This window comes from Streptomyces lacrimifluminis, assembly GCF_014646095.1.
Taxonomy (GTDB): Bacteria; Actinomycetota; Actinomycetes; order Streptomycetales; family Streptomycetaceae; genus Streptomyces; species Streptomyces lacrimifluminis.
Genome location: NZ_BMMU01000009.1, coordinates 121,018 through 144,234, shown reverse-complemented (window position 1 = coordinate 144,234; position 23,217 = coordinate 121,018). Strand labels below are relative to the sequence as shown.

At 70.4% G+C, this 23,217-nt stretch carries 24 protein-coding genes and 1 pseudogene; 14 read left to right on the top strand and 11 right to left on the bottom strand.

Annotation, left to right across the window (positions count from 1 at the left end):
* Positions 1–31: 31 nt before the first annotated feature.
* The gene (locus IEY89_RS16155) at positions 32–784 is read left to right on the top strand and encodes a response regulator transcription factor (RefSeq protein ID WP_189148085.1); all 753 of its coding nucleotides are present in this window, start codon (positions 32–34) and stop codon (positions 782–784) included.
* Positions 781–2,142: a sensor histidine kinase gene (locus IEY89_RS16150; protein WP_189148084.1), complete on the top strand. Its 1,362-nt coding sequence runs from the start codon at positions 781–783 to the stop codon at positions 2,140–2,142. Before IEY89_RS16155 ends, IEY89_RS16150 begins: the two co-directional genes overlap by 4 nt.
* A gap of 39 nt (positions 2,143–2,181) precedes the next feature.
* On the opposite strand, the gene IEY89_RS16145 is transcribed toward IEY89_RS16150, so the two are convergent.
* Positions 2,182–2,679, bottom strand: coding sequence for an SgcJ/EcaC family oxidoreductase (locus tag IEY89_RS16145; protein WP_189148083.1), 498 nt, complete (start codon positions 2,677–2,679; stop codon positions 2,182–2,184).
* Positions 2,680–2,953: 274 nt separating this feature from the next.
* Here IEY89_RS16145 and IEY89_RS16140 point away from each other — a divergent pair, with 274 nt between their 5' ends.
* Complete coding sequence (locus IEY89_RS16140; RefSeq protein ID WP_189148082.1) at positions 2,954–3,943, top strand: DUF8094 domain-containing protein; 990 nt, start codon at positions 2,954–2,956, stop codon at positions 3,941–3,943.
* Between the two features lie 414 nt (positions 3,944–4,357).
* Positions 4,358–4,513 (top strand): hypothetical protein, encoded by a 156-nt coding sequence (locus IEY89_RS41665; protein WP_308437440.1) that lies wholly within the window; start codon positions 4,358–4,360, stop codon positions 4,511–4,513.
* Positions 4,514–4,522: 9 nt separating this feature from the next.
* Here IEY89_RS41665 and IEY89_RS16130 read toward each other — a convergent pair whose 3' ends face one another.
* The 3 genes from IEY89_RS16130 to IEY89_RS16120 form a co-directional block, all read right to left on the bottom strand.
* Positions 4,523–5,182, bottom strand: a complete 660-nt coding sequence (locus IEY89_RS16130) for a DUF5063 domain-containing protein (protein WP_189148081.1) — start codon at positions 5,180–5,182, stop codon at positions 4,523–4,525.
* Entirely contained in the window at positions 5,175–5,774 is a 600-nt protein-coding gene (recR, locus tag IEY89_RS16125) for a recombination mediator RecR (RefSeq protein WP_189148080.1), read from the bottom strand. Before recR ends, IEY89_RS16130 begins: the two co-directional genes overlap by 8 nt.
* 138 nt (positions 5,775–5,912) lie before the next feature.
* Entirely contained in the window at positions 5,913–6,278 is a 366-nt protein-coding gene (locus IEY89_RS16120) for a YbaB/EbfC family nucleoid-associated protein (protein WP_189148079.1), read from the bottom strand.
* Between the two features lie 342 nt (positions 6,279–6,620).
* Here IEY89_RS16120 and IEY89_RS16115 point away from each other — a divergent pair, with 342 nt between their 5' ends.
* Positions 6,621–7,394, top strand: coding sequence for an SLATT domain-containing protein (locus IEY89_RS16115; protein WP_189148078.1), 774 nt, complete (start codon positions 6,621–6,623; stop codon positions 7,392–7,394).
* A gap of 101 nt (positions 7,395–7,495) precedes the next feature.
* Here IEY89_RS16115 and IEY89_RS16110 read toward each other — a convergent pair.
* Together IEY89_RS16110 and IEY89_RS16105 are read right to left on the bottom strand one after the other, a co-directional pair.
* A pseudogene (locus IEY89_RS16110) lies at positions 7,496–9,056 on the bottom strand (PstS family phosphate ABC transporter substrate-binding protein).
* A 98-nt stretch (positions 9,057–9,154) separates the two neighbouring features.
* A complete protein-coding gene (locus IEY89_RS16105; RefSeq protein ID WP_189148077.1) occupies positions 9,155–10,888 on the bottom strand; it encodes a serine/threonine-protein kinase in 1,734 nt (577 codons plus the stop codon).
* A 142-nt stretch (positions 10,889–11,030) separates the two neighbouring features.
* On the opposite strand from IEY89_RS16105, the gene IEY89_RS16100 reads away from it, so the two are divergent.
* From IEY89_RS16100 to IEY89_RS16085, 4 genes are all read left to right on the top strand, one after another.
* Positions 11,031–12,386, top strand: coding sequence for an aspartate aminotransferase family protein (locus tag IEY89_RS16100; RefSeq protein WP_189148076.1), 1,356 nt, complete (start codon positions 11,031–11,033; stop codon positions 12,384–12,386).
* 150 nt (positions 12,387–12,536) lie between these two features.
* Positions 12,537–13,442, top strand: coding sequence for a GntR family transcriptional regulator (locus IEY89_RS16095; protein ID WP_189148075.1), 906 nt, complete (start codon positions 12,537–12,539; stop codon positions 13,440–13,442).
* Complete coding sequence (locus tag IEY89_RS16090; protein ID WP_189148074.1) at positions 13,439–15,874, top strand: dolichyl-phosphate beta-glucosyltransferase; 2,436 nt, start codon at positions 13,439–13,441, stop codon at positions 15,872–15,874. Before IEY89_RS16095 ends, IEY89_RS16090 begins: the two co-directional genes overlap by 4 nt.
* 237 nt (positions 15,875–16,111) lie before the next feature.
* Positions 16,112–16,762, top strand: a complete 651-nt coding sequence (locus IEY89_RS16085) for a putative DNA-mimic protein (protein ID WP_189148073.1) — start codon at positions 16,112–16,114, stop codon at positions 16,760–16,762.
* Positions 16,763–16,792: 30 nt separating this feature from the next.
* On the opposite strand, the gene IEY89_RS16080 is transcribed toward IEY89_RS16085, so the two are convergent.
* The 3 genes from IEY89_RS16080 to IEY89_RS16070 form a co-directional block, all read right to left on the bottom strand.
* On the bottom strand, positions 16,793–17,083 hold the full coding sequence (locus IEY89_RS16080; protein WP_189148072.1) for a hypothetical protein: 291 nt from the start codon (positions 17,081–17,083) through the stop codon (positions 16,793–16,795).
* Between the two features lie 149 nt (positions 17,084–17,232).
* Positions 17,233–17,676, bottom strand: coding sequence for a PIN domain-containing protein (locus tag IEY89_RS16075; RefSeq protein ID WP_189148071.1), 444 nt, complete (start codon positions 17,674–17,676; stop codon positions 17,233–17,235).
* Positions 17,673–17,984 (bottom strand): hypothetical protein, encoded by a 312-nt coding sequence (locus tag IEY89_RS16070; RefSeq protein WP_189148070.1) that lies wholly within the window; start codon positions 17,982–17,984, stop codon positions 17,673–17,675. Before IEY89_RS16070 ends, IEY89_RS16075 begins: the two co-directional genes overlap by 4 nt.
* A gap of 33 nt (positions 17,985–18,017) precedes the next feature.
* On the opposite strand from IEY89_RS16070, the gene IEY89_RS16065 reads away from it, so the two are divergent.
* Positions 18,018–18,272 carry a DUF397 domain-containing protein gene (locus IEY89_RS16065; protein ID WP_189148069.1) on the top strand — a complete coding sequence of 85 codons (255 nt, stop codon included), beginning with the start codon at positions 18,018–18,020 and terminating at the stop codon, positions 18,270–18,272.
* 28 nt (positions 18,273–18,300) lie between these two features.
* Here the strand turns inward: IEY89_RS16065 and IEY89_RS16060 are convergent, their stop codons facing one another.
* A complete protein-coding gene (locus tag IEY89_RS16060) occupies positions 18,301–18,990 on the bottom strand; it encodes a hypothetical protein (RefSeq protein WP_189148068.1) in 690 nt (229 codons plus the stop codon).
* 258 nt (positions 18,991–19,248) lie between these two features.
* Between IEY89_RS16060 and IEY89_RS16055 the strand changes: the two genes are divergently transcribed.
* From IEY89_RS16055 to IEY89_RS16040, 4 genes are all read left to right on the top strand, one after another.
* Entirely contained in the window at positions 19,249–19,890 is a 642-nt protein-coding gene (locus tag IEY89_RS16055) for an RNA polymerase sigma factor (protein ID WP_189148067.1), read from the top strand.
* On the top strand, positions 19,887–20,819 hold the full coding sequence (locus tag IEY89_RS16050) for a CU044_5270 family protein (RefSeq protein ID WP_189148066.1): 933 nt from the start codon (positions 19,887–19,889) through the stop codon (positions 20,817–20,819). The genes IEY89_RS16055 and IEY89_RS16050 overlap by 4 nt, the downstream gene beginning before the upstream one ends.
* A 217-nt stretch (positions 20,820–21,036) precedes the next feature.
* Positions 21,037–21,840 carry a hypothetical protein gene (locus IEY89_RS16045; RefSeq protein WP_229695254.1) on the top strand — a complete coding sequence of 268 codons (804 nt, stop codon included), beginning with the start codon at positions 21,037–21,039 and terminating at the stop codon, positions 21,838–21,840.
* Entirely contained in the window at positions 21,833–22,321 is a 489-nt protein-coding gene (locus IEY89_RS16040) for a GntR family transcriptional regulator (RefSeq protein WP_189148064.1), read from the top strand. The genes IEY89_RS16045 and IEY89_RS16040 overlap by 8 nt, the downstream gene beginning before the upstream one ends.
* On the opposite strand, the gene IEY89_RS16035 is transcribed toward IEY89_RS16040, so the two are convergent.
* Positions 22,302–22,973 (bottom strand): DUF4097 family beta strand repeat-containing protein, encoded by a 672-nt coding sequence (locus tag IEY89_RS16035; protein WP_189148205.1) that lies wholly within the window; start codon positions 22,971–22,973, stop codon positions 22,302–22,304. The genes IEY89_RS16040 and IEY89_RS16035 overlap by 20 nt on opposite strands.
* Positions 22,974–23,217 lie beyond the last annotated feature (244 nt).

Genomic DNA, 23,217 nt, shown 5'->3' with positions numbered 1-23,217 from the left:
TGAATTAAGTTTCAAGGACTAAGGTTCGGCTGTGCGCGTACTCCTGGTGGAAGACGATGAACCGGTGGCCCAGTCACTCCGTCGCGGCCTGCTGCGCTACGGCTTCGAGGTGGCGTGGGTGTCCACGGGCGGGGCGGCGCTCAGCCACACCGAGCCGTACGACGTCGTCCTGCTCGACCTCGGCCTGCCCGACACCGACGGCCTGGACGTCTGCAGGGCGCTGCGCGAACGCGGTGACGTCCCGATCATCGTCATCAGCGCCCGCAGCGACGAGACGGACCGGGTGGTCGGCCTGGAACTCGGCGCGGACGACTACGTCTCCAAGCCCTTCGGCGTACGAGAGGTCATCGCGCGCATAAGAGCGGTGATGAGGCGCGTCCAGCCGCGCGACCGGGCCGCCGAGGCCGGCCCCGACCGGTACGGCACCCGCCTGACGATCGACCGCAAGGCCGCCCGCGTCCGCCTGGACGGCGAGGAGATCGCCCTCGCCCCCAAGGAGTACGACCTGCTGGCCTTCCTGACCGAGGAGCCGGGCGCGCTGATGTCGCGCGAGCAGATCATGGAGGCGGTCTGGGACGCCAACTGGTTCGGGCCGACGAAGACGCTCGACGTTCATGTGGCGGCGCTGCGGCGGAAGTTGACGGGCGCGATCGCGATCGAGGCGGTACGGGGCGTCGGCTTCCGGCTGGAGATCGTCAAGGACGAGCTCGTCAAGGACGCCGAACACGACAGGAACGGCAAGGGTGAGGACGAGGGCGGCGACGAGGGCTCGGGCGCCTCATGAACCGTCAGCTCATCCGGAGCTACATCCTGCTCGTCGCGGTCGCCATCCTGCTGTTCACGGTGCCGGTGGCGTTCACGCTCACCGACCAACTGCGGGACGACACCAGGGACTCCGTCCTGCGCGAGGCCAGAACCATGGCGCTGCTGCTGGGCAACGGCGACAGCACGTCGTGCGAGGCCCTGACCAAGGTGGCCAGGGCGTACGACGCCAAGACCCCCGACACCGTCCAGGTGACATCGACCAGCCGCTGCGACCCCGACCTGCCGGAGCCCGTCGCGGACCCGGCACTGACACGGGCCGTGCGGGACAACCGGGAGACGACCGACTGGGGTTCGCACTTCGTCTGGGGCAAGCACCTCACGGTCACCGTCCCCGCCGAGGACGACGCGGCCGTACGGATCGTCTACTCGACCTCGGACATGACGAAGCGGCTGTGGCAGATCTGGGGCTTCCGCGCCGGGCTCGCCGTACTGGTGCTGGCGGCGGCAGCCGCGATCGGCGCGTACGCCGCCCGCCGTATCACCGCTCCGCTCCGCGAACTCAACGGTATGGCAAGCAAGTTCAGCGACGGCGACCTGACCGCCCGCTCGCCGGTGACGGGCCCGCCGGAGACCCAGACGCTGGCCCGCACCCTCAACCAGGGTGCGGAACGCCTGGACACGTTGGTCGCCTCGCAGCGGATCTTCGTGGCGGACGCCTCGCACCAACTCCGTACCCCTCTCACGGCGTTGCGCCTGTCGCTGGACAACATCGCGGACGGCACCGACGACGAGTTCGTACGGGAGGACGTGGAACAGGCGACCGCCGAGGTGGTCCGGATGAGCCGTCTGGTCAACGGGCTGCTGGTGCTGGCCCGGGCCGAGGCGAAGGTCACGGCGGTGGAGCCGCTGTCCCTCAGGGACATCGTCGACGAACGCCTGTCGGTGTGGAGGCCGGCCGCCGACGAGCGCGGAGTCACCATCGCGCTCAGGGGGAGTGTGGGTGCCGACGGCCGGCTGCTTGTGCTGGCCAGCCCCGGTCATCTGGACCAGGTGCTGGACAACGTGCTGTCGAACGCCCTGGAGGTCTCACCGGACGGCGGGACGATCACCGTACGGGCACAACCCCGGGGCGACGAGATGGAGTTGACGGTCGCGGACGGGGGTCCGGGTATGTCGGACGCCGAGAAGTCCCGCGCCTTCGACCGCTTCTGGCGCGGCCAGGGCCTCACCGGGCGCTCCGGCTCGGGTCTCGGCCTCGCCGTCGTCAAACAGCTGGTGACGGACGACGGCGGGACGGTGACCCTGGCGGACGCGCCCGGGGGCGGGTTGAGCGTGGTGATCAGCCTGCGGGCGGCGACTCAGAAGAGCACCGGCTGACCTGGCCGACCGGGGCCGGTCCGGTAGGGTCCGGGCCGATCAGCCCTCGGGCATCATCGAGGAGTGGTGGTTGACGATCAGCCACTTGCCGCCCCGCTTCTCGTACTCGTACGTGTAGCGGGCGTCGACCCTCTTCTTCTCGCCGGTCTTCGGGTCGGTCAGGATGAAGTAGTAGGAGCCGGCGTCGATCGCGGAGTCGGCGTCCAGGATGTTGATGTACGACTTGATCTTCTTGCCGACCGGCTTGTTCAGCAGGAAGTGGTCGAAGTAGTCCTCGATCTCGGCGTGATTCGTGCGGACCTTGTTGGAGACGGTCGGCAGCAGCACCGCGTCGTCCGCATACCGGTCGGTGACCTTCTCCGGGGCGCCGGTCCGCAGGGTCTTGTTCCAGCCGTCGAAGAGGGCGGCGATCTCCTTCTTCGTGGGCTTCTTCGACTGCTCGGCACCCGCCGCACTGACCCCGACCGTCACCGTGGCTGCGGTGACAAGGGCGGTGGCGGTGACGAGGGCGGCGCGTATGCGGGTCTTGCGGGTCATCGCAACTCCTGTACGGGTGAGGGGGGTTCACCTCCTCCGCAGCTCCTGCGGTGGAAGTGACTCCAGCTTCGCTTTCCGCTGGTTAGCGCCCATGCAAGGGACGTACAGGGGCCGGGAAGGAAGACTCCAACTCACGTACGGCGATGGCTCGATCACGTGCCGAAGCGGTGCGGGTTGCACCATCGGTACGCCGGTCCTCCCCAGGACACGCACAGTTGCCCCAGTACGGTGAGCCCGGTCCGCAAGCCCCGCCCCGCAGAGGAGAAGCATCCGCATGACGTCCCGGCAGAAGCTGTTCACGCTCGGCATGACGACGGCGGTGGCCACCGCACTGGCGCTCACCGGATGCGGCGCGGGCACGACGGGCAGTGCCGACGGCTCCTCCGTGAGCCCCGCGGCGAAGGGTGCCGTCACCGAGGCGCAGGCGGCGAAGATCCTCGACACCTACGAGTCCGTCAACAACCAGGCCAACGCCCAGCAGGACTCGGCCCTGTTGGGCACCGTCGAGGGCGGGCAGCTGTACGAGCAGAGCAAGGCCGACTACCGCCTCTTCGAGACCGAGTCGAAGGAGGACCAGGCCTCCTACCGGAAGCCGTTCCACTACACCGGCCGGAAGTACTGGATCCCGGCCGGCAAGGACTGGTTCGCGGTGACGACCACGTCCAGCGCCTCGAAGGACGAGGCGCTGCTGGTCTTCGGCAAGGAGTACGACGACTGGAAGCTGATGTCGGCGGTCCACTCGGACGTCCCGCTCCCGGCGATCGCCACCGACGACTCGGGCCTCGCCACCGCCGTGGACGCCGCCACCCGCGTCGGCACGCTCGCCCCGAACCAGATCCCGGCGGCGTACGAGGACCTGTACACGACCGGCGGCAAGAAGGCCGGGGCGGGCATCTCGCACACCACCGAGGCCGCGAAGGACGCGATCGAGACCCACGCCGGGCGCGACAGCGGCAAGAACGCGAAGTACGCGACCAAGGTGTTCGTCACCACACCCACCGAGTTCGACACGGTGTACGCCCTGCGCCTCAAGGACGGCGGTGCCCTGGCCGTGCTGCCGACCGCGCACGCCTCGCAGTACGCGCTGAAGGCGGCGTACCGCGAGAACTACAGCATCACCCCGACCGAGGTGGAGTCGGTCTTCAACGGCCGAGAGCGCGACACCGTGGTGAACACCTACCAGGGCATGGCCCTGGCCACCCTGCCGAAGTCAGGGAAGCCGTCGGTGACGGCCAGTGAGTACCGGATCGTGGACTCGCAGTAGCGGCGATGAGGATCGATGAAGGATTGATGAAGGATCTGCGGGTGGTGCTGATCGGCGGCACGTCGAACGCCGGGAAGTCGGCCGTCGCCCAAGTCGTGTCGGAGCGGCTGGAGTTCGCGTAGCGGTCGGCCGACAGACCGGCCCGGCATCCGGGACGGCCGTGTGCGCACGCCGGGGTGGAAGGTGCCGGAGCATGTCGCCGAGCACTACCGCGGATCGAGGGGCCGATCGCCCAACACGCGGACGGGCGGGGCGGCTTGGCCCTTGAGGGGTCGGCCCTCCGGCCCGCCCGCGTCGGGCCCTGACCGTCCCCCGCACGGCCGCCGTATGGCTCACCGCCGAGGACACCGTCGTACGCGAGCGGGCGCACAGGGCCGGCAACTACGCGCGGGCGACGGGCGAGGAGCGGCACCGATGGACAAGTTCCTTGCCCGCAGCGCCCGTTACCAGTCCCTCATGCGCGCCGAGCCGACCTCTCTGGACCTGGCCCCGGCTCGCGTCGTGGACGCGGGTGCGGGGCGGTCGGTGGAGGCGGTGGCCGAAGCGGTGCTGAACGTCCTCAACAGGTGACGGGACGCGCTACTTGACCGTCCGCAGTCCCAGCGGCTCCGCGATCTCCTCCGCCATCACCTTGCCGGCCTCCTCGGCCAGGATCTCGTCGCCGAGCTCCTGGTCGGTGTCCAGGCCGTCCAGTTCCGCCAGGGGCTGGTTCAGTCGGACATGGGCGACCAGGGACTGCAGTGCGCGCAGGGTCGCCGACGCCGTCGAGCCCCAGTTGGAGAAGTACGAGAACTGCCACCACCACAGGGCCTCCGTGGTGCGGCCCGCGCGGTAGTGGATCATGCCGTGACGGAGGTCGGCGATGACGTCGGCCAGGTCGTCGGAGATACGGGCCGGGACCGGAGCCTTGCGGGGCTCGTACGGGTCGAAGACCTCCGAGTAGACGTCCACCGGGTCCAGCATCAGCGCCAGCCGTTCGCGGATGTCGTCCACGTCCGGCTCCGGGCCCATGTCGGGCTCGTAGCGCTCGTCCGGGAGGATGTCCTCGTGCGCGCCGAGACGGCCTCCGGCGAGCAGCAGCTGGGAGACCTCCAGGAGGAGGAAGGGCACCGCCGAGTCCGGCTCGTCGCCCTTCGCCACCTCCGTGACGGCCACCAGGAAGCTCTCGACCTGGTCGGCGATCTGGACCGCGAAGTCGTCAGGGTCCTGTGTCGTGTTGTGCAGCGTGGCGTCAGACATCTAGAAGTCGTCTCCCCTCGAAGGCGCGGCCAAGGGTCACCTCGTCCGCGTATTCCAGGTCGCCACCCACAGGGAGGCCGCTGGCCAGGCGGGTGACCTTGAGGCCCATGGGTTTGATCATGCGGGCGAGGTAGGTCGCTGTGGCCTCGCCCTCCAGGTTCGGGTCCGTCGCCAGGATCAGTTCCGTGATCGCGCCGTCCGCGAGCCGGGTCAGCAGTTCCCTTATACGGAGGTCGTCCGGGCCCACCCCCTCGATCGGGCTGATCGCGCCGCCCAGCACGTGGTACTTGCCCCGGAACTCACGCGTCCGCTCGATCGCCACGACGTCCTTGGGCTCCTCGACGACACAGATGACCGTCGTGTCCCGGCGCGGGTCGCGGCAGATGTTGCACAGCTCCTCCTGCGCCACGTTCCCGCAGGTCGCACAGAAGCGGACCTTCGCCTTCACTTCCAGGAGGGTGTGCGCGAGGCGCCGTACGTCCGTCGGCTCCGCCTGGAGGATGTGGAAGGCGATCCGCTGCGCGCTCTTGGGACCGACGCCGGGGAGTCGCCCCAGTTCGTCGATGAGGTCCTGGACCACGCCTTCGTACAACGGACTGCCTTTCCTGGGTGCTGCGGTGCTTCGCTGCTTCGGTGCTTCCTTATCCGGTTCCGCCCGGCCTGCTGTACGTACCGTAGTTGGCCGCCGCCCACCTGAGGAAGACGGGACGGGGGGCGCGTGGCGCGAACGTCAGAACGGCAGGCCCGGGATGCCGCTTCCGCCGCCGCCCAGACCCTGGGCCAGCGGGCCCAGCTTCTGCTGCTGAAGCTGCTGCGCGTTCTCGTTCGCCGCCTGTACGGCCGCCACGACCAGGTCGGCGAGGGTCTCCACCGTCTCTTCGACAGATGCGGATTCCAGGTCGACCGCCTTCGGGTCGATCTTGAGGGCCCGCAGTTCGCCGGCGCCCGTCACGGTCGCCTTCACCAGACCACCGCCCGCCTGCCCGTCGACCTCGGTCCGCGCCAGCTCCTCCTGCGCGTTCGCCAGATCCTGCTGCATCTTCTGGGCCTGCTGGAGCAGCTGCTGCATGTTGGGCTGGCCACCACCGGGGATCACGATCAGCTCCTCGTTGTTCGTACGTGTCGTCCGCCTGCGAACACCTACCGATTGGGCGTTCAGCACGAGCCTACGTGGTCGGCTCTGCCGTCGCTCCAGCACTCTTTCGAGTGAGCCGGTCCTTTGGCCTATACCTGATCACGGCGTTCTTCCGAGCGGAAAAGAAACGAAAGCCCGGTCACCGCCACCCATTGGGCGGTAGGAATGAGGCGGCGCGACAGCTTTACACCAGCATCAGACGTCACGCGGGCGCCTTACGGTGTCACACACTGTGATGGATTGTGCTCAGTCTGCTCAGTTGCTCAGCTATGTGGTCAGTCTGTTCAGCTTAGGGAGTGCCGGGTGAGCCAGCCGGAGATGCAGCCCGAGGGGCCGCCGCAGAGACCGCCCCACGACGGGCGGAGCGAAGGTCCCCCCGAGCTGGGTTTTGCCGGGCTGCGGCCCGGCGACCTCACCGGCCGGCCCTTCCCCCTCGGCGACTGGGGCGAGCCCGCGCCGCGCCTCGACGAGCTGTACCGGTGGGTGGAGCAGGGGGCTCTGGAGACGGCGGCCTGGTACCTCGCCGACCGCGTCTGGAAACGGCGGGGGGCCCGGGCACTGCGTACGGGCGCCGCGCTCGGGGCGGTCGCCGGGGCGGCGCTGCCGCTGCTCGATCTCACCGGGGTGATGGGCGGGGTCGCACCCTGGGGCTATCTGGCGATGCTGGTCGCGGTGGCGTGCGTGGCCGCCGACCGGTTCTTCGGGGTCACCTCGGGCTGGATAAGGGACGTCGCCACCGCACAGGCCGTGCAGCGACGGCTTCAGGTGCTGCAGTTCGACTGGGCGTCGGAGAGCGTGCGAGAGGTCCTGGGCCCGACCGAGGGAACGGCGGGCGAGGCCGCCGACCGGTGTCTCGGGGTGCTGCGGAGGTTCTCGGAGGACGTGACGGAGCTGGTCCGGGCGGAGACGGCGGACTGGATGGTGGAGTTCCGGACGGGGTCCGCACCGCTGGGCATCCAGTCGGCGGGGATGGGAGTGCCCCGCCAGGACGCGACGGTGCATCAGGGCCGGTTCGGGGTCGCCGCACCGGGAGCACGGCCGAACATGCCCCGGCAGAGGCCGCCGGAGGCGCGGTGAGGTAGGTGGCTCCGGCCGCGGCCGGAGCCACCCCGCCAGGGATTGCCTGACGGGGTTTCGACATCACCGGCCTGTCGACCAGAAGTCACCTACGTCGCCTCTCAGGCGCCGGGAGAGAAGTCGTCACACAGCCGCTCCCCCGAGGTCGCCGTGCACGGGATGTGGCCGTTGTTGCGGATCGCGCCCTGGCCGTGGTTCCGCACGTAGTTGAGGAAGCTGCCGGCGAGTGAGCCGGTCGGTAGGTCGGCGTAGGTGTAGGCGTACTCCACGCCCCGGTAGGGGTAGTGGCTGCCGTCGTACTCGATGGCGTCGACTCCGGCGGTGGCGCCGTCGAGGGCCACCCGGTTCACGGTCCGCCGACGGACCGCCTGGCCGAGTTCGCTGTAGCCGATGGCACCCCGAGTCGCGGCGACCCTCTTCAACACGTCCTCCGTGGAGTCGAGTTCGCAGCGCACGGGGGCGGATGGGTCCTCCTGGAGGTCGCAGCCCAGCGAGGTGCTGGGCACGCCCTCCCACTTCCCGTCGAGCACCCGGTCCTGGAAGACCTGCCGGGTGCCGGAGTCGGCGTCCCTGCTGACCAGGACGACGCGCCAGTGCGGCAGCGCCGGGTCGAGCTCGTCCCAGTACCCGACCGCCCCGGAGTAGACGCGCCGCACCTGCGCCAGGGTCAGGCCCCGCTGGAGGTCGAGCCCCCCTGTTGGCGACCAGGGTGAAGACCGACAGGGCGACGGGCTCGCCCCGCAGCGCGGAGCCGGCGCCCTTGTTCCGGCCGTCGGAGAACGCGATCACCGAGGCCCGGTTACTCCTCGACTCGCCCTCCATGGCGGCGAGTTCACCCACCCCGGCGGTACTGCCACGCGCCTCGACCTTGATGTCGGAGCCCTCGCAGTCCTTCTCGTACTCCTTGGCCAGTCCCTCCGCCACGAGCGCGAAGGCGGTCGAGCCGACGACGGTCAGGGTGCCCTTCTCGCAGCCGAGCGGCGGCGGGGCGTCGTCGCGCACGACGACGATGCTCGCGAGGATGAGGACGGAGGTCGTGAGAATGACCGTGATCAGCCGGGCCGCCCGGCTGAACAGGGGCGGCTTGTCGTCCGGCGTCGCACTGCGGTTGGGGTGCACCTGGCCGTCCCGGATACCGCCGACGAGCCGGATGCCGCAGCCCACGTCACCACCCGACAGCAGCACGAGCATCTTGAAGTGCTCACCCCGGTTGAGGGGAACGCGCGGAATGCGCAGGGTGTTGCCACCGACGTCGTAGCCGAAGCCCGCGTGCGGCGTGAAGTGGCTCATGAGGTGGTCGATGCCGGGCGGCTGGGTGACCGACACACCGTGAATGACGCGGTCGGTGAACTCCACGGTGAGACCGTGCAGTTCACGGCTCGTGTAGTCCTCGTTGCCGATGCCCTGCGAGCCGTCGTTCTCGATGCGCAGCAGCACGAGGGTGGCCCGGTGCATCCCGGGCGCCTCGTCGAACAGCCCGAGCCGGACGTTCGCCTGGCCGGACTGCGCCCCGTCGCCTATCGGGTTGTCCATCTGTACGCGGTACCCGACCCTTTTGCGGCGCGGCACCCGGCGCTCGTACCAGACCATGACCGCCGAAGCGGCGATACCGACGACCGCGGTCGCCACGGCCACGGCGTTCTCTGCGCTCAGCCACTCCATGTGGGTGCCCCCGCAAACCCCGGAGCCGGACAGTTGCGGTCACCCTACGATCACCTCCGCCCCAAATCCCTTATCTGGTACGGAAGTTCGCCGGACGTTCAGCTCTTCTTCCCGTACGTCAGCCTCCCGCCGCTGCCCGTCGTCGCCCGTTCCAACGTGCCGTCCTCGCGCAGGGTGAGCGTGGAAGCGGCGCCCGGGGAGCAGGCGGAGGGCGGTTCGCCGACGGTGACCCGGGATGGGGCGATCCTCAACAGGGTGCCGTTGGCGGGTTGTTCGGCCAGGGTGGCGACGAACACGCAGTGGTAGGTGCCCGTGTCCGTGGGGCCGTCGGCGACCAGGGTCAGCACCCGGTCGCCCACCTCGCCCTGCGTGATGGTCAGCCGACGGGTGTTGTGGCCCGTGGAGTTGTCGATCGAGGCGGTCCAGGTGCCCAGGAAGCCGGACGGTACGGCTCCGGCAGGCGACGCGGTCGGCGTGGGGCTCGCGGGCGTGGCCGGGGAGTCGTCGTCGCCGTTCAGCTGGGTGACGATGGACGCGCCGGCCCCGAGGGCGACGACCAGCGCGGCGGCGCCGAGCGCCACCGACAGGCGGGACCTGCCGGGGCGATGCGCGAGTTGTGCGCGCCCGGCGGCGTAGACATGGGCCGTACCGGGGGGCGACATGCTCCACGCCGCCGGCACGACAGGCTCTTCGAGATCGGGATCCCCGGGCCAGACCGGGAGCCGCTGACTGTCACCGGGCGTGACGGCGAAGGGCTGCGGGTGGTGCTGCGGGTGGCCGTGGGCGGGATGGGCGGGCGGTACAGCGGACGGTGCGTGCTCGGGCGTGACGCCCGGCTCTTCCGGGTCCCGCTCTCTCGGCTCCCGCTCTTCCGGGTCCGGCTCTTCGGGGTCCAGCCCTTCTGCAGTGGCCTCCGCCTCCGCCTCAAGCAACTGCACCGTGTGTCGCCCCAGTTGGGCGACCAGTGTGCCCGGTAGCCAGGTGTCCCGCTCGGGTCCGTCCGGGACAGGGTCGGCCGACACCCCCGTACGCTCCACGATCTGTCGCGGTGTGGGCCGCCGGGCCGGATCCTTGTGCAGGCAGTCGCGGACGAGGCCGGCCAGGCTCGCCGGGACCCCCGTCAGGTCGGGTTCCTCCTGGGCGATGCGGAACATCATGGCGTGGGCCCCGCTGCCGGCCGCGCCGAACGGAAGGGCGCCCGTGACCGCGTACACGAGGACGGAACCGAGGCAGAAGACGTCGGCGGCGGCGGTGACCCGGTCGCCCCGTACCTGCTCGGGCGCCATGAACCCGGGTGAGCCGACGAGCGCGCCCGCGCGCGTGAGGCCGCCCTCCGCGACGGTCTCCAGGGCACGGGCGATACCGAAGTCGATGACGCGGGGCCCGTCGATGGCGACCAGGATGTTGGACGGCTTGAGGTCGCGGTGGACGATCCCGGCGGTGTGGATGTCCTGGAGGGCGTGCGCCAGCCCGGCGGCGAGGACACGCACCGAGCGTTCGGGCAGCGGCCCGTGGTCGTGCCCGACAACCTGCGCCAGGCTCGGCCCGGCGACGTACCCGGTGGCGACCCAGGGGACAGCGGCCTCGGTGTCGGCGTCCAGCACGGGCGCCGTCCAGCGACCCCCGACGCGCCGCGCGGCGGCGACCTCGTGCCGGAAGCGGTCCCGGAACTCGTCCTGCTCGGCCAGCTCCCGCCGGACCAGCTTGACGGCGACGGTACGCCCCCGCTCGGACCGCGCCACATACACATGGCCCATCCCGCCCGCACCGAGCCGGGCGACCAGCCGGTACGCCCCGATCCGCACCGGATCCCCGTCCCGGAGCTTCTCCATGCCCGCGCCGCCTCCCCCGTTTCCCCTCCCCCGCACCCCCCTATTTTCCCCTCAGGACACGCGACAACCTGTCGCGGAAACCGCCGGACCGCAGACAGGACGCCGATATCCCGCTGTCACCCCCGCCGCCTACGCTCGCCGCATGACCCCTCAGCCCAACCCCCAGGCCGGTGCGGCCGTGAAGGCCGCCGATCGCGCGCACGTGTTCCACTCCTGGTCCGCGCAGGAGCTCATCGACCCACTCGCCGTCGCCGGTGCCGAGGGGGCGTACTTCTGGGACTACGACGGCAGGCGGTACCTGGACTTCACCAGCGGGCTGGTCTTCACGAACATCGGGTACCAGCACCCGAAGGTCGTCGCGGCCATCCAGGAGCAGGCCGGGCGGATGACGACGTTCGCGCCCGCGTTCGCCGTCGAGGCGCGGTCGGAGGCGGCCCGGCTCATCGCGGAGCGGACACCGGGCGACCTGGACAAGATCTTCTTCACCAACGGTGGCGCCGACGCCGTCGAGCACGCCGTGCGCATGGCCCGGCTGCACACCGGGCGGCCCAAGGTGCTGTCCGCCTACCGCTCCTACCACGGCGGCACCCAGCAGGCCGTGAACCTCACCGGCGACCCCCGGCGCTGGCCCTCCGACAACGGCACCGCCGGTGTCGTGCACTTCTGGGCCCCGTTCCTCTACCGGTCCAGGTTCTACGCCGAGACCGAGGAGCAGGAGTGTGCGCGGGCGCTTCAGCACCTTGAGGACACCATCGTCTTCGAGGGGTCCGGCACCATCGCCGCGATCATCCTGGAGACCATTCCCGGCACCGCCGGCATCATGATCCCGCCGCCCGGCTATCTCGCCGGGGTGCGCGCGCTCTGCGACCAGTACGGGATCGTCTTCGTGCTGGACGAGGTCATGGCCGGGTTCGGGCGCACCGGCGAGTGGTTCGCCGCGGACCTGTTCGACGTCGTGCCCGACCTGATGACCTTCGCCAAGGGCGTCAACTCCGGCTATGTGCCCCTGGGTGGCGTGGCCATCTCGGGCGCCATCGCCGAGACGTTCGCCACCCGTCCCTACCCCGGCGGTCTCACCTACTCCGGGCACCCCCTCGCCTGTGCCGCCGCCGTCGCCACGCTCACCGTGATGGCGGAGGAGGACATCGTCGGGCAGGCCGCCCGCACCGGCGAGAGCATCATCGGACCGGCGCTCACGGAACTGGCCGCCCGGCATCCGAGCGTCGGCGAAGTGCGCGGCACCGGTGTCTTCTGGGCCCTGGACCTCGTACGGGACAAGGAGACCCGGGAGCCTCTGGTGCCGTACAACGCCGCCGGGGAGGCCAACGCCCCGATGGCCGCGTTCGGCGCCGCCGCGAAGGCGAACGGGCTGTGGCCGTTCGTCAACATGAACCGCACCCATGTCGTCCCGCCCTGCAACGTCACGGAGGCCGAGGTCAAGGAGGGACTCGCCGCGCTGGACGCGGCGCTGACGGTCGCCGACGAGTACACCGAGTAGGAGCGGAGGAGCGGTGAGGAGGAGCGACCGCGCCGCTTGAGGAGAGGAAGCGCACGGGAAAGTTCGCCGGGAACCCGAACGCGTAAGGTGACGTGCTCGTAGACATATGCGAGTAGTCATCCACACGCGCGAAGGGGGAGGGCCCCGACCATGCCCGCCAGCAGCGGCAACGGCGCCGTGACCCGCAGCACCCTGCGTCAGCAGATCGCGTCCGCGCTCCGCGACGAGGTGCTGGCCGGCCGTCTCCAGCCGGGTCAGGAGTTCACGGTCAAGGAGATCGCCGAGCAGTACGGCGTCTCCGCGACGCCCGTCCGCGAGGCCCTGGTCGATCTGTCGGCCCAGGGCCTGCTGGAGGCGGACCAGCACCGCGGCTTCCGCGTGCACGAGTACTCGCCGGCCGACTTCCGGGGCATGATCGAGGCCCGCGGGCTGGTCACCGACGGCATGTTCCACGGCCTGGCCAAAGGTCTGGCGACCGGTGCGGCCGGTGGGGCGGCCGGCGGTCGGGTGAGTGGCTTCGCCGTTGACAGCCCGGGTCCGCGCGGCTTCTTCGTCCGCGTCGGCGACCCCCGTGCCGCCGCGGCCCTCGCCGGTGTCCGCCGCCGGGGCGAGGAGGCGCGGCGCGCCGCCACCGCCGGTGAGCTGAACATCCTCATCGGCTACGACCTGCGCTTCTGGCGCGAGCTGGGTGCCCTGTTCGGCAACGAGTACCTCACCGACTTCCTGCACCGGCTGCGCGTCCAGTGCTGGGTGTGCGCGGTGCAGCACCTGCGCCGCGTCGGCGACCTGCGCGGTCACCTGTGGTCCGGGTACACCGAGGTCATCGACGCGCTGACCCTCCGCGACCTCGCCGAGGCGCACCGGATGGTCGACGACTACGACCTGCACTCCCTCGCCCTCATAGAGGGTCTGACCGACACCCGCTCCGCCGGCCCCGTCCTCGCCTCCGACGGAGGCGAGGACAAGGAGCAGAAGAAGGAGCAGGAGCAGGGGAAGGAGCACGGGAAGGACGACGGCGTCACGGAACCAGGTGGCAACGGGGGCCCCCTCGGATGAGCGCTCCCACCCGTACCACCGGCACCCTGGACCTGACCGTCGTCGTCCCCGCCTACAACGAGGAAGAGCGGCTCGGCCCCACCCTCGCCGCCATCACCGGTCACCTCCAGGAGAACGAGGGCCGCTGGGGCGACTGGGAGGTGGTGGTCGTCGACGACGGTTCCACCGACGGCACCCGCGACCTGGTCACCGGCCTCGCCGACCCCCGCGTCCAGCTCGTCACCAGCCCCCGCAACCGGGGCAAGGGCCACGCCCTGCGCCTCGGTGTCGCCGCCTCGCGCGGCGCCCGCGTCCTGGTGACGGATGCCGACCTGGCCGCGCCCATCGAGGAACTGGACGTACTGGACAAGGCGCTCACCGAGGGGCACGCGGCGGCCATCGGCTCCCGTTCCGTCCCCGGCTCGACGATCGAGCACCACCAACACCGGGTACGTGAACTCCTCGGCCGGGCCGGCAACGTCCTGATACGCCGGGTCGCGGTCCCCGGCATACGGGACACCCAGTGCGGCTTCAAGCTGTTCGACGGCGACCGTGCCCGTACGGCGTTCGCGGCGTCCCGGCTCAACGGCTGGGGCATCGACGTCGAGGTCCTCCAGCACTTCCGCCGCGCGGACTGGCCGGTCGCCGAGATCCCGGTCCGCTGGGCCCACCAGTCCGGCTCGAAGGTACGCCCGCTGGACTACGCCCGTGTCCTCGCCGAGCTGGCGGCCCTCAAGACACGCGCGCTCCGCCCGGCCGACCTCCTCGCGGTCGCCCTCTTCCTCCTCATGGCGGTCGCCCTGTACGCGGGCCGCTGGCTCGACCCGGCGGGCCGCTATCTCCCCGACTCCCTCCAGGACCAGAACCAGTGGGAGTGGTTCTTCGCGGTCACGGCCGACAACGTCGTCCACCTCCGCAACCCGCTCTTCACCGACCTCCAGGGCTTCCCCGACGGCGTGAACCTCATGGCCAACACGGTCATGCTCGGACTCTCCGTCCCCTTCACTCCGCTCACGCTCCTCGCCGGCCCGGCGCTCTCCCTCGCCCTGGTGATGACCCTGGGCCTCGCCGCGACGGCCACGGCCTGGTACTGGCTGATCGTGAAAAGGGTCGTACGGCAGCGGGGTGCGGCCTTCGCCGGCGCCGCCCTGGCGACCTTCGCGCCCCCGATGGTCAGCCACGCCAACGCGCACCCGAACTTCGTCATCCTCTTCATGATGCCGCTGATCATCGACCGCGCCCTGCGGCTGTGCGAGGGCGAGCGGGTTCGCCGCAACGGCGTGGTCCTGGGCCTGATGGCGGCGTACCAGATCTTCCTCGGCGAGGAGCCGCTGCTGCTCGCGGCCATGGGGATGGCGTTGTTCGCCCTCGCCTACGCCGTCGCACGCCGGGACGTGGCGAAGGCCACCTGGCGTCCGCTGCTGCGCGGCCTGCTGATCGGTGTCGCGGTCTGCCTCCCGATCGTCGCCTTCCCCCTCTACTGGCAGTTCTTCGGGCCGCAGAGCTACAAGAGCGTCCTGCACGGCGACAACGCCGGCAACAGCCCGCTCGCGCTGCTCTCCTTCGCCGAGCGCTCCCTCGTCGCGGGCGACGCGGACAGGGCGAACGCCCTCTCCCTCAACCCCACCGAGCAGAACGCCTTCTACGGCTGGCCCCTGGTCCTGCTGGCCTTCGCGATCGTCGTACGGCTGTGGGAGCGCACGGTGGTGAAGGCGCTGGCCTGCACGGCGGTCGCCGCGGCCCTCCTGTCCCTGGGCCCCGAGTTCCGTGTCCCGCTCAGCGACACCGTGCTGCCGGGCCCCTGGGCGCTCCTCGCGAAGAAGCCGCTGTTCGAGTCGGTCATCGAGGGCCGGGTCGCGATGATCTGCGCTCCCGCGCTGGGCCTGCTCCTGGCCGTCGCGCTGGAACGGCTGGCGGCCACCCGCAACCTGACCACGCAGTACTTCGGCACGCTGGCCGTCCTCCTCGCCGTGCTGCCGATCGTCCCGGCCCCGCTGAAGACGGTGGAACGCGTGGACGTGCCCCCCTTCATCGCGGACGGCATGTGGAAGTCGTACGTCGGGAAGGGCGAGTCGCTCGTCCCGGTGCCGCTGCCCGACCCGGGCAACGCGGAGGCACTGCACTGGCAGACGGCGGCCGACCTCGGGTTCAAGCTGCCGGGCGGCTACTTCAACGGGCCGTACGGCGACGAGCGCGTCGGCATCTACGGCGCCGCGCCCCGCTTCACCTCCAACATGCTGCGGGACGTGCGCTACAACGGCGTCGCCCCGACGATCGGCGACAACTGGCGGGCCCAGGCCAGGAAGGACTTCGCGTACTGGAAGGCGGGCGTGCTGGTGCTGGCCCCGCAGGGCAACGACGGGGTGCTGCGCGAGACGCTGGAACAGTTGACGGGCGAGCCGGGTAAGTGGACGGGCGGGGTGTGGGTATGGGACCTGCACGACGGGTCGTGAGCCCCCGGAGCGTCCGGGGAGAGCGGCCGGCCGTGATCAGTCCCTGACCGTCCCCGACCCGGCCCAACCCCGTCCCGCCCCGCCCCGCCGGGCTGCTCCTGACCTGTTCCTGACCTGTTCCTTTCGGTGTCTGGCCCGTCACACGGGGGTCCGACCCTCCCGCCACCCACTACGCTTCCCTGACTGCTCTGCCCACGGTGCCTGACCACCGCCTGCGACGATGCGAGGAGTTCTCCTTTGGCCTGTGACCTGTGGCTGGTCCCACTCGTCGACGTGCTGTGTCACACCCCCGACAATCCCTTCGCCGAGGAACTCGCTCTGTACGACAGGGTGCTGGGCGAGGCGGGACTGCCTCCGGTGCCGGTGTACGCGTACATGCCGGGGCTGTCCGGCGACGTGGCCCCGATCGCGGGCTTCGACTACGACGCGCTGCACTTCCTGCGCCGCGCGTATCTCCTCCAGGTGTGCGGTCTGCCGGTGACGCCGGTGGACGAACTGGGCGGTGACTACGAGCAGTTGCTGGAGATGTTCGAGGCGACCGCCCAGCAGTCGCACCTGGTCTGGCACTACGACCACGCGGGCGCCTACGTCCCGGTGGACTTCCCGCACCCTCTCTCCAGCGACGAACTCCTCGCGGGGGGCGGCCCGTTGGGCTCGTCCCAGACCCTGCTGAGGGAGCTGGAGTTCGTGGCCCCCTCGATCGGCATCGACCCGGGGAACCCCCCGGTGGCCCCGGCCCCGCCGCCCACCCCCACGTCACTGGAGGAACCGGCGGCACCCGCGCCGTTCGACTCAAGCCCGTTCGCCCGGGAACGGCACGTGTGGCTGGGGCTGAACGCGGCGGCGACGCGGAGCCTGGCCCAGGGGTCGATGATCGTCTTCAGCTGAGCGCGGGCATGGGCGCACGCGGCGGCACGCTCAGCGGATCTGGGAGAGACCCTTCTGCAGGTCGTCGGCGTTCATGATGGGGGTGAAGGAGACCTTGGCGCCCAATTGGGTGAAGAACGGCTCCGCGATGGGCGGGATCTGGGAGGAGTCCTCCAGGTCGATGAACAACCAGCAGGTCCGGCAACCGTCCTCGGGTCCGAAGTACGCCGCCTCCGGCTTGAGGTGCTCCAGGGTCTCCTTCAACAGCTCCGGCAGCTTGCCGCTGCGGATGCCCTCGTTGCCCTTCTCCGTGTCGAACTGCGCCTTGAGCAGAACGCGCATGGCACTCACCTTCTCCTGATCGACGCGCACGGGGTACGCACTCACCTGTACACACCCGCACATACTCGTACCAAAACAGGATATGCCCGGCATTGCCGCTTGGCGTGCCCGCGCTCCTTTCGGGGCGCGGGCACACTACCCTGCCGGGACTACCGCTGACGCGGCAGCCTGAGGGTCCGTACGAGGGGCATGTCCGCGTACGGATCGGGGTCGACGGTCAGTACGCGCCGGCCGTTCGGCCAGTCCGCAGTCGGCCGGGACAGGTGGACCGCGTGACCGAGCCGCCACTCCACCCCGTCACGCAGCAGCGCACCCACAGTGGACGCGCCCGCGAAGTCCAGCTCGACGATCTCCACGGCGGGCAGGGCGCCGATGTGCTCGGCCAGCCCCTTGCGCATGCCGTCGGCGGCGGCGAGGCAGAGCGCGGGCACGTACACGTGCCGGGTGGGCCCGTGCTCGGTGTTGGACACGAACTGCGAGGCGAGCGAGTTGCCCGACCCGAGCGCCAGTAGCGCCGACTCGTCGAAGACGACCCCGGTCGATCCACCGGGTCCGGCGGGTCCGGGCCTTCCGCCTCCCTTTGCGGCGCTCACAGGCTCTCCACCTCCCGCCCGGCCTCCAGGTCCTGCCACACCTTCTCGACCCTGTCGTGGTCCTCGTCGGTGAGGGTGACGCCGAAGTGCGTCTCGCAGTACGCCTTCGTCTCCTCGTACCGCTTCCGCAGCTCCTCCTGCGTGGGCGTGGCCCCCGCCAGCTCGGCGATCAGATCGCGCATGGTCATCCCGCGCTCGCGGGCGAGCACCATGAGGCGGTCACGGACCAGCGGGTCGACCTTGACGGTGGTGTCAGCCTCGAAGATCCGATCACAGGCTCTGAGTCCCGACGACTCACTCAGTCTCATCGAGCAGTTGGCGGAATCGGCAGGAGAGGAACCATGAGCGACACCGGTGCACTTCGGTGGTTCAAGTCCAGCTACAGCGACGGCGGTGGCGGGGACTGCGTCGAAGTCGCCTACGCCTGGCGCAAGTCGACGTACAGCGACGACGGCGGCGGCAACTGCGTGGAGATCGCCCCCTGCCCCCACACCCCCACCGCCGCCATCCACATCCGCGACTCCAAGAACCCGACCGGCCCCAACCTCACGGTCACCGGCGAGGCCTGGGCCGCGTTTCTCGCCCGTACCGCCTGAACTACGGCAGTTTTGCTGGGCGTTCGCCTCAGCAGTGACACAGCACGTCGAGGACGACGGCCTCGGCGTCGAGGTCGTCGAGGTAGCGGTTGGCCTGTTCCAGGTGGTCGGCTGTGTCCACGAACGTCCATGAGCCGTCAAGGGCGATCAGGGCGAAGCCGGGTACAGCGCTCCGGACCGCCAGCAGCCGGGCCTCCTCGTGGTCCTGCGCGAAGTATTCGACCGGGTCGTTGAGCAGCAACGACGTGCTGAAGTGCGGGTCTCCCGCGACGGCTCGCCGGGCCACCTCCTGCACCAGCGGCTGAGCCAGGTGATCCCTCCTGGCGTCTGCCTGGGAGTAGATTTCAGGATCGGCTTCATGGCGGGCGAGGAAGTCGGTGCGCGGGGCGGTCGGCGGATGTATCACGGTCAGCTCGGTCCAAGCGGCGAGCCGGTCGTCGTACGCGCGCGCCGCCCGGTTCCGCATACCGTCGAAGTCGAGCAGACCGCGAGGCCCGCCGTAGCACTCCAGCGGCCCGAGGGCATCGAGCTGGGCCTTCCTGCGCGGCACGGTTGACGCCGTGACGAGCCTGCGGTCACCGTCGTACGGCGGCAGCACGAGGTAGGCGTTGCCCGCGCTGGAGCGGATGGTCCACCAGTCCCAGTGGCCGACCGGATTCTGTCCCTCGGCGAGGCCCATGTTGTAGGGCGCCAGGGCGGCAGCGAGCGCCTTCGGCACCTTCCGAGGCGCGGTCGGCGGCAGGCACACGGTGGCGTAGAACTTGGGTCATGCCCGGGAGCGTAAGCCCTGGGATTCGTCCGTCCGTACGACCGCCAAGGGCCGCCCAGTGGCGCATGCGTCGTCCCGTGCTGCCGCAAGAGCTTTCTCCCGCTCGGGCCCGCGTGGTCAGACGTGGGGAACCGGATTCCCGCGAACGGCGAAGTACTGGTGAAAGCACAGGACTTCAGCGCGATCGAACCGACGAAAGGAGCCCCGATGACCGTCGAGCCAGACGTCAGAGTGGGGCAGGAGAGTGACGCCTCGGTGGTCGAACGGTCGTGGCACGAGCCCGAGGTGTTCGCCGTGCTCTTCGACCGCCATGCCGACTCGGTGCATGGCTACGCGGCGCGCCGGCTCGGTGCGGAGGCGGCCGAGGACGTGATGGCGGAGACCTTCACCACCGCGTTCCAGCAGCGCTTCCGGTACGACACGGAGCAGGCCGGCGCCCGTCCGTGGCTGTTCGGCATCGCGACCAACCTCATCAGCCGCCACAGGCGTGCCGAGGCCCGGCGTCTGAAGGCGCTCGGACGGCTGCCTCCGGACGGCACCGGCGGCGGCCGGGCCGAGGAGACAGTCGCGGACCGGGTGGCGGCGCGGGTCAGCGCGCAGGCGGTAGGGCGCGAACTCGCCGGTGCGCTGGCCCGGTTGCCCGCCCGTCATCGGGACGTCCTGCTGCTGGTCGCCTGGGCCGACCTCGGCTACGAGGAGGTCGCACGCGCCCTGGGCGTGCCGGTGGGGACGGTCCGGTCGCGGCTGCACAGGGCCCGCAGAAAGCTTCGCGAGGCATTGGGCGGATCCGATCCCACCGCTCTCCATGAGGAATCCGGGCAATCAGACGATGGAGGTTTCCGGCGATGAATGAACTCAAGCTCCTCAGGGAGTGGGACGCGGACGCGCCTGCTCTCACGGACGCCGCCCGTACCCGTGCACGCTTCCGCCTGTACCAGGCGATGCGGGAACCCGCCGCCCCCATGACCGTCGGCCGCCGTCCGCTGCTGCGGGTCGCGGTGGCCGCCGTAGCCGCTGCGACGGTCACCACGACCGTGGTGGTCGCCGAGAACACGGGGACCTCTCCTCGCACCCAGACAGTGAGCGCGGCCACCGTGCTGCGAGGGGCGGCGGCCGAGGCACGCAGTCTCGAAAAGTCGATCGCGCCGCGCGACGACCAGTTCATCTACTCCAAGGAGATCATCAAGGAAACCCCGGTCGGAGGCGGCCGCACCAAGACATACGTCGACGAGAGCTGGAGCTCGGTCGACGGCTCCAAGAAGTCCTACCTCAGCGAGCTGGGCAATGCCCAGTGGGTCCCGCCGTTCCAGCCGGGGGAGAGTATTTGGCCGCCGACCAGGTGGTCGGAGCTGAAGCAACTGCCCACCGACCCTGTCAAGCTGCCGATCGCGCTGCGCGGCCTCCTCAGGAAGCCGGACCCCGACCGGCCTGTGAGGGCCGACGAGTGGCCGCTGGTCCAGTTCGGCCTCTCCGGCCTGCTCCGCAAGGCCGTTCTGCCGAAGGGACTGCGCCCCGCGGCGTTCGAGGCACTCGCCACCGTCCCCGGCATCAAGTTGCTGCCGGGCCGGACGGACGCGGAGGGCCGCCCGGGCCTCGGCATCCAGTACGTCGACCCCGGCACGCCCTGGGGGGACGGCGCACAGGTGCTGGTCTTCGACGCGAAGACGTATCAGTACCTCGGTATGCGCAACCAGCGCAGGGAGGGAGGGACGACGTACGAGCAGTGGTCCCACCTGGCCGCCGACGGCGTCGTGGACCGAGTGCTGCAACGCCCCTGACGCCCCTGACGCCTCTGCCTCCTCTGCCGCCCCCGAGCGGTCACTCCGACGCTCTGCCGCGACCGCTCGACGCCCGGAAACCTCACCGCGGCGTCGGGCGGTCTCGTCGTGCCCACCCAGCCGAAGTCCCCTTTTGTATCGAGCATTTGACACAAGATCCCGGCCGAGGCATCTTGTACCCACCACTTGATACAAGATGATCTGGGGGGATCTCCACATGCTCGACATGCTCGACACCGCCCCGCTCCGGTCCCGGTTCCTCGACCACGCCGAGTACTTCGCCCGCTGGTCAGGTCTGGCCATCGGCATCGTGGTCGCGCAGGCCCTGTCCACGCTGGGGGACGTCGAGTTCGAGCAGCGCGTCGTGTTCTGCATCACGGCCTTCGGCCTGTGCGCGGTGGCCGGTGTCCTGCTCGCCGACGCGCTGACCCTGCGCCCCCAGGAGGCGGTACGCACCGCGAGTCTCGCCCCGCGCCTGGTCAGAGACCATGTGCCGCCGCGCATGGGCCCCCTGGTCGCCCTCCAGGGCGTCTCCCTTGTCGCCCTGCTGGTGATCACGGCCGCCACGGCCTCCGTCGACCCCGACCGCATATTGAGCACGGGCAAGGTCGTCCACGTCACCTGCAACGGAATGCGCGCGCCCCTCGGCCCCTGGCCCGGCCTGTACTACAGCCTCCCGATGTTCGGCGCGCTCGCCGTCGCCACCCCCACCTGCTTCTGGGCCCTGCGCCGCATCGCGCACGGCCCGGGCGAGGAACAGCAGCGCCGCGACCGCGCGTGGGCTGTCACCGGGGCCTGGGGCCTCCTGGTGTCGAGCCAGCAGCTGTACGCCGTACTGATGGTCACCGTCTCGCTGACGGAGACGGGCTGCGCCGGCGTACTGGGCGCCCTCACCTTCTGGATGTTCTACCCCCTGGCCCTGCTGAACCTGTTCACGGTCGCCTGGTCCCTGGTCACCGTGGTCGCCCCCCGCGCGGTCGAGGACGAGACGGCCAAGGCCGGGACCTCCGACGATGAGTGACCCCGCCGTCCGCGTCGACACCACCAGCCAGGTACCGCCGTACGAGCAGATCCGCGCCCAACTGGCCGCGCTGATCCGCACCGGCCGACTGGTCGCGGGAGAGCGCCTGCCGACCGTGCGCCAGCTCGCCACCGACCTCGATCTGGCGCCGGGCACCGTGGCCCGCGCCTACCGCGAGCTGGAGGCCGCCGAGCTGATCCGCACCCGCCGTGGCGCGGGCACCAGGGTCGCGGCGCTCCCGTCCGGGCCGCACGCCCACGACGCCGACCAACTCACCACCCTGGCCCGGGACTTCACCTCCGCCGCCCGAGCCCTCGGCGCCGACACCGAGGACATCCTGACCGCCGTCCGCGACGCCCTGGACCTGGGACCCGCCTCCTCACCGGCCACCGCAGGCAGCGGAACGGGCGGCCCCAGGACGGCCGGCGTCGGCGCGAGTCGCCAAACACCATCCCACCAGGTCAGAGGCTCCGCGCGCTGATGCTGCCGTAGCTGGTCGTGGCGTGGATGGTGAGCTGGGCGGTGGCGCCGTCGGTGTTCTGTAGGGCGTTGTCGATGCGGCCGTAGGCGGTGCCGGCGTCCAGGGTCGCGGAGGCTCCACGGGTGGCGCCGACCGTGATGTCGCCGGACTGGGTGTGCAGGGTGACCGTGCCGCGTACGGCCTCGGTGATGCGCAAGTCGCCCTTGAGCGTGCGGAGTTCGCCGGGGCCGCCCAGGCGGCCGACGGTGATGTCGCCGGACTGGAGGGTGAGGCGGGCGCTGGCGGTCTCGTCGAGCTTGACCGTGCCCCGCGCGCACTCGCAGGTGACGTCGCCGAGGCGTCCCACGCCCCGGAGTTCGGCGTCGGCCGCCTTCGCCTGGACGCGGGAGCCGACGGGCAGCTGGACGGTCACCTCGACGGACCCCGACTGACCGAGGACGCGGTTCTTCGCCGGTGCGGCCCCGATCCGCAGGACACCGTCCCCGTACTCGACAGTGGCCCGCTCGGCCGCTTTCACGTCGCGCCCCTTGGAGGCGTCCGCGGGCAGGACCTCGACGGTGGTGTCGGCGCGGTCGGCGGCGATGAACCGGATGCGTCCCGCGGGGATGTCGAGGACGGCCAGGACCGGGGCGGGGGTGTCGAACTTCTGCATCATGCTCTCCCGAGGCTTCGAATCCGTTTCGAACAATGGAAAAGCTACGTTGCATTCACTGTTCTCGCAACAAATTCGTTGCGCGTATCCATCATAAGTGCAGGTCAATGCAGAAAATCATTGCACTGATTCAGAATCTAACGCAATATCGGAGTCTGCGCATGTTGCAATGAATTGAAAGCGAACGCTACACTCGCGACCCCAAGCACCAGCAAGGACCAGCAAGGACCAGCAAGAGGAGACC

Coding starts and splice junctions, on each gene's coding strand:
- IEY89_RS16150 (WP_189148084.1), top strand. CDS start 781: ATGAACCGTCAGCTCATCCGGAGCTACATCCTGCTCGTCGCGGTCGCC.
- IEY89_RS16145 (WP_189148083.1), bottom strand. CDS start 2,679: ATGACCCGCAAGACCCGCATACGCGCCGCCCTCGTCACCGCCACCGCC.
- IEY89_RS16140 (WP_189148082.1), top strand. CDS start 2,954: ATGACGTCCCGGCAGAAGCTGTTCACGCTCGGCATGACGACGGCGGTG.
- IEY89_RS41665 (WP_308437440.1), top strand. CDS start 4,358: ATGGACAAGTTCCTTGCCCGCAGCGCCCGTTACCAGTCCCTCATGCGC.
- IEY89_RS16130 (WP_189148081.1), bottom strand. CDS start 5,182: ATGTCTGACGCCACGCTGCACAACACGACACAGGACCCTGACGACTTC.
- IEY89_RS16105 (WP_189148077.1), bottom strand. CDS start 10,888: ATGGAGAAGCTCCGGGACGGGGATCCGGTGCGGATCGGGGCGTACCGG.
- IEY89_RS16100 (WP_189148076.1), top strand. CDS start 11,031: ATGACCCCTCAGCCCAACCCCCAGGCCGGTGCGGCCGTGAAGGCCGCC.
- IEY89_RS16095 (WP_189148075.1), top strand. CDS start 12,537: ATGCCCGCCAGCAGCGGCAACGGCGCCGTGACCCGCAGCACCCTGCGT.
- IEY89_RS16090 (WP_189148074.1), top strand. CDS start 13,439: ATGAGCGCTCCCACCCGTACCACCGGCACCCTGGACCTGACCGTCGTC.
- IEY89_RS16080 (WP_189148072.1), bottom strand. CDS start 17,083: ATGCGCGTTCTGCTCAAGGCGCAGTTCGACACGGAGAAGGGCAACGAG.
- IEY89_RS16070 (WP_189148070.1), bottom strand. CDS start 17,984: ATGAGACTGAGTGAGTCGTCGGGACTCAGAGCCTGTGATCGGATCTTC.
- IEY89_RS16065 (WP_189148069.1), top strand. CDS start 18,018: ATGAGCGACACCGGTGCACTTCGGTGGTTCAAGTCCAGCTACAGCGAC.
- IEY89_RS16055 (WP_189148067.1), top strand. CDS start 19,249: ATGACCGTCGAGCCAGACGTCAGAGTGGGGCAGGAGAGTGACGCCTCG.
- IEY89_RS16050 (WP_189148066.1), top strand. CDS start 19,887: ATGAATGAACTCAAGCTCCTCAGGGAGTGGGACGCGGACGCGCCTGCT.
- IEY89_RS16045 (WP_229695254.1), top strand. CDS start 21,037: ATGCTCGACATGCTCGACACCGCCCCGCTCCGGTCCCGGTTCCTCGAC.
- IEY89_RS16040 (WP_189148064.1), top strand. CDS start 21,833: ATGAGTGACCCCGCCGTCCGCGTCGACACCACCAGCCAGGTACCGCCG.
- IEY89_RS16035 (WP_189148205.1), bottom strand. CDS start 22,973: ATGCAGAAGTTCGACACCCCCGCCCCGGTCCTGGCCGTCCTCGACATC.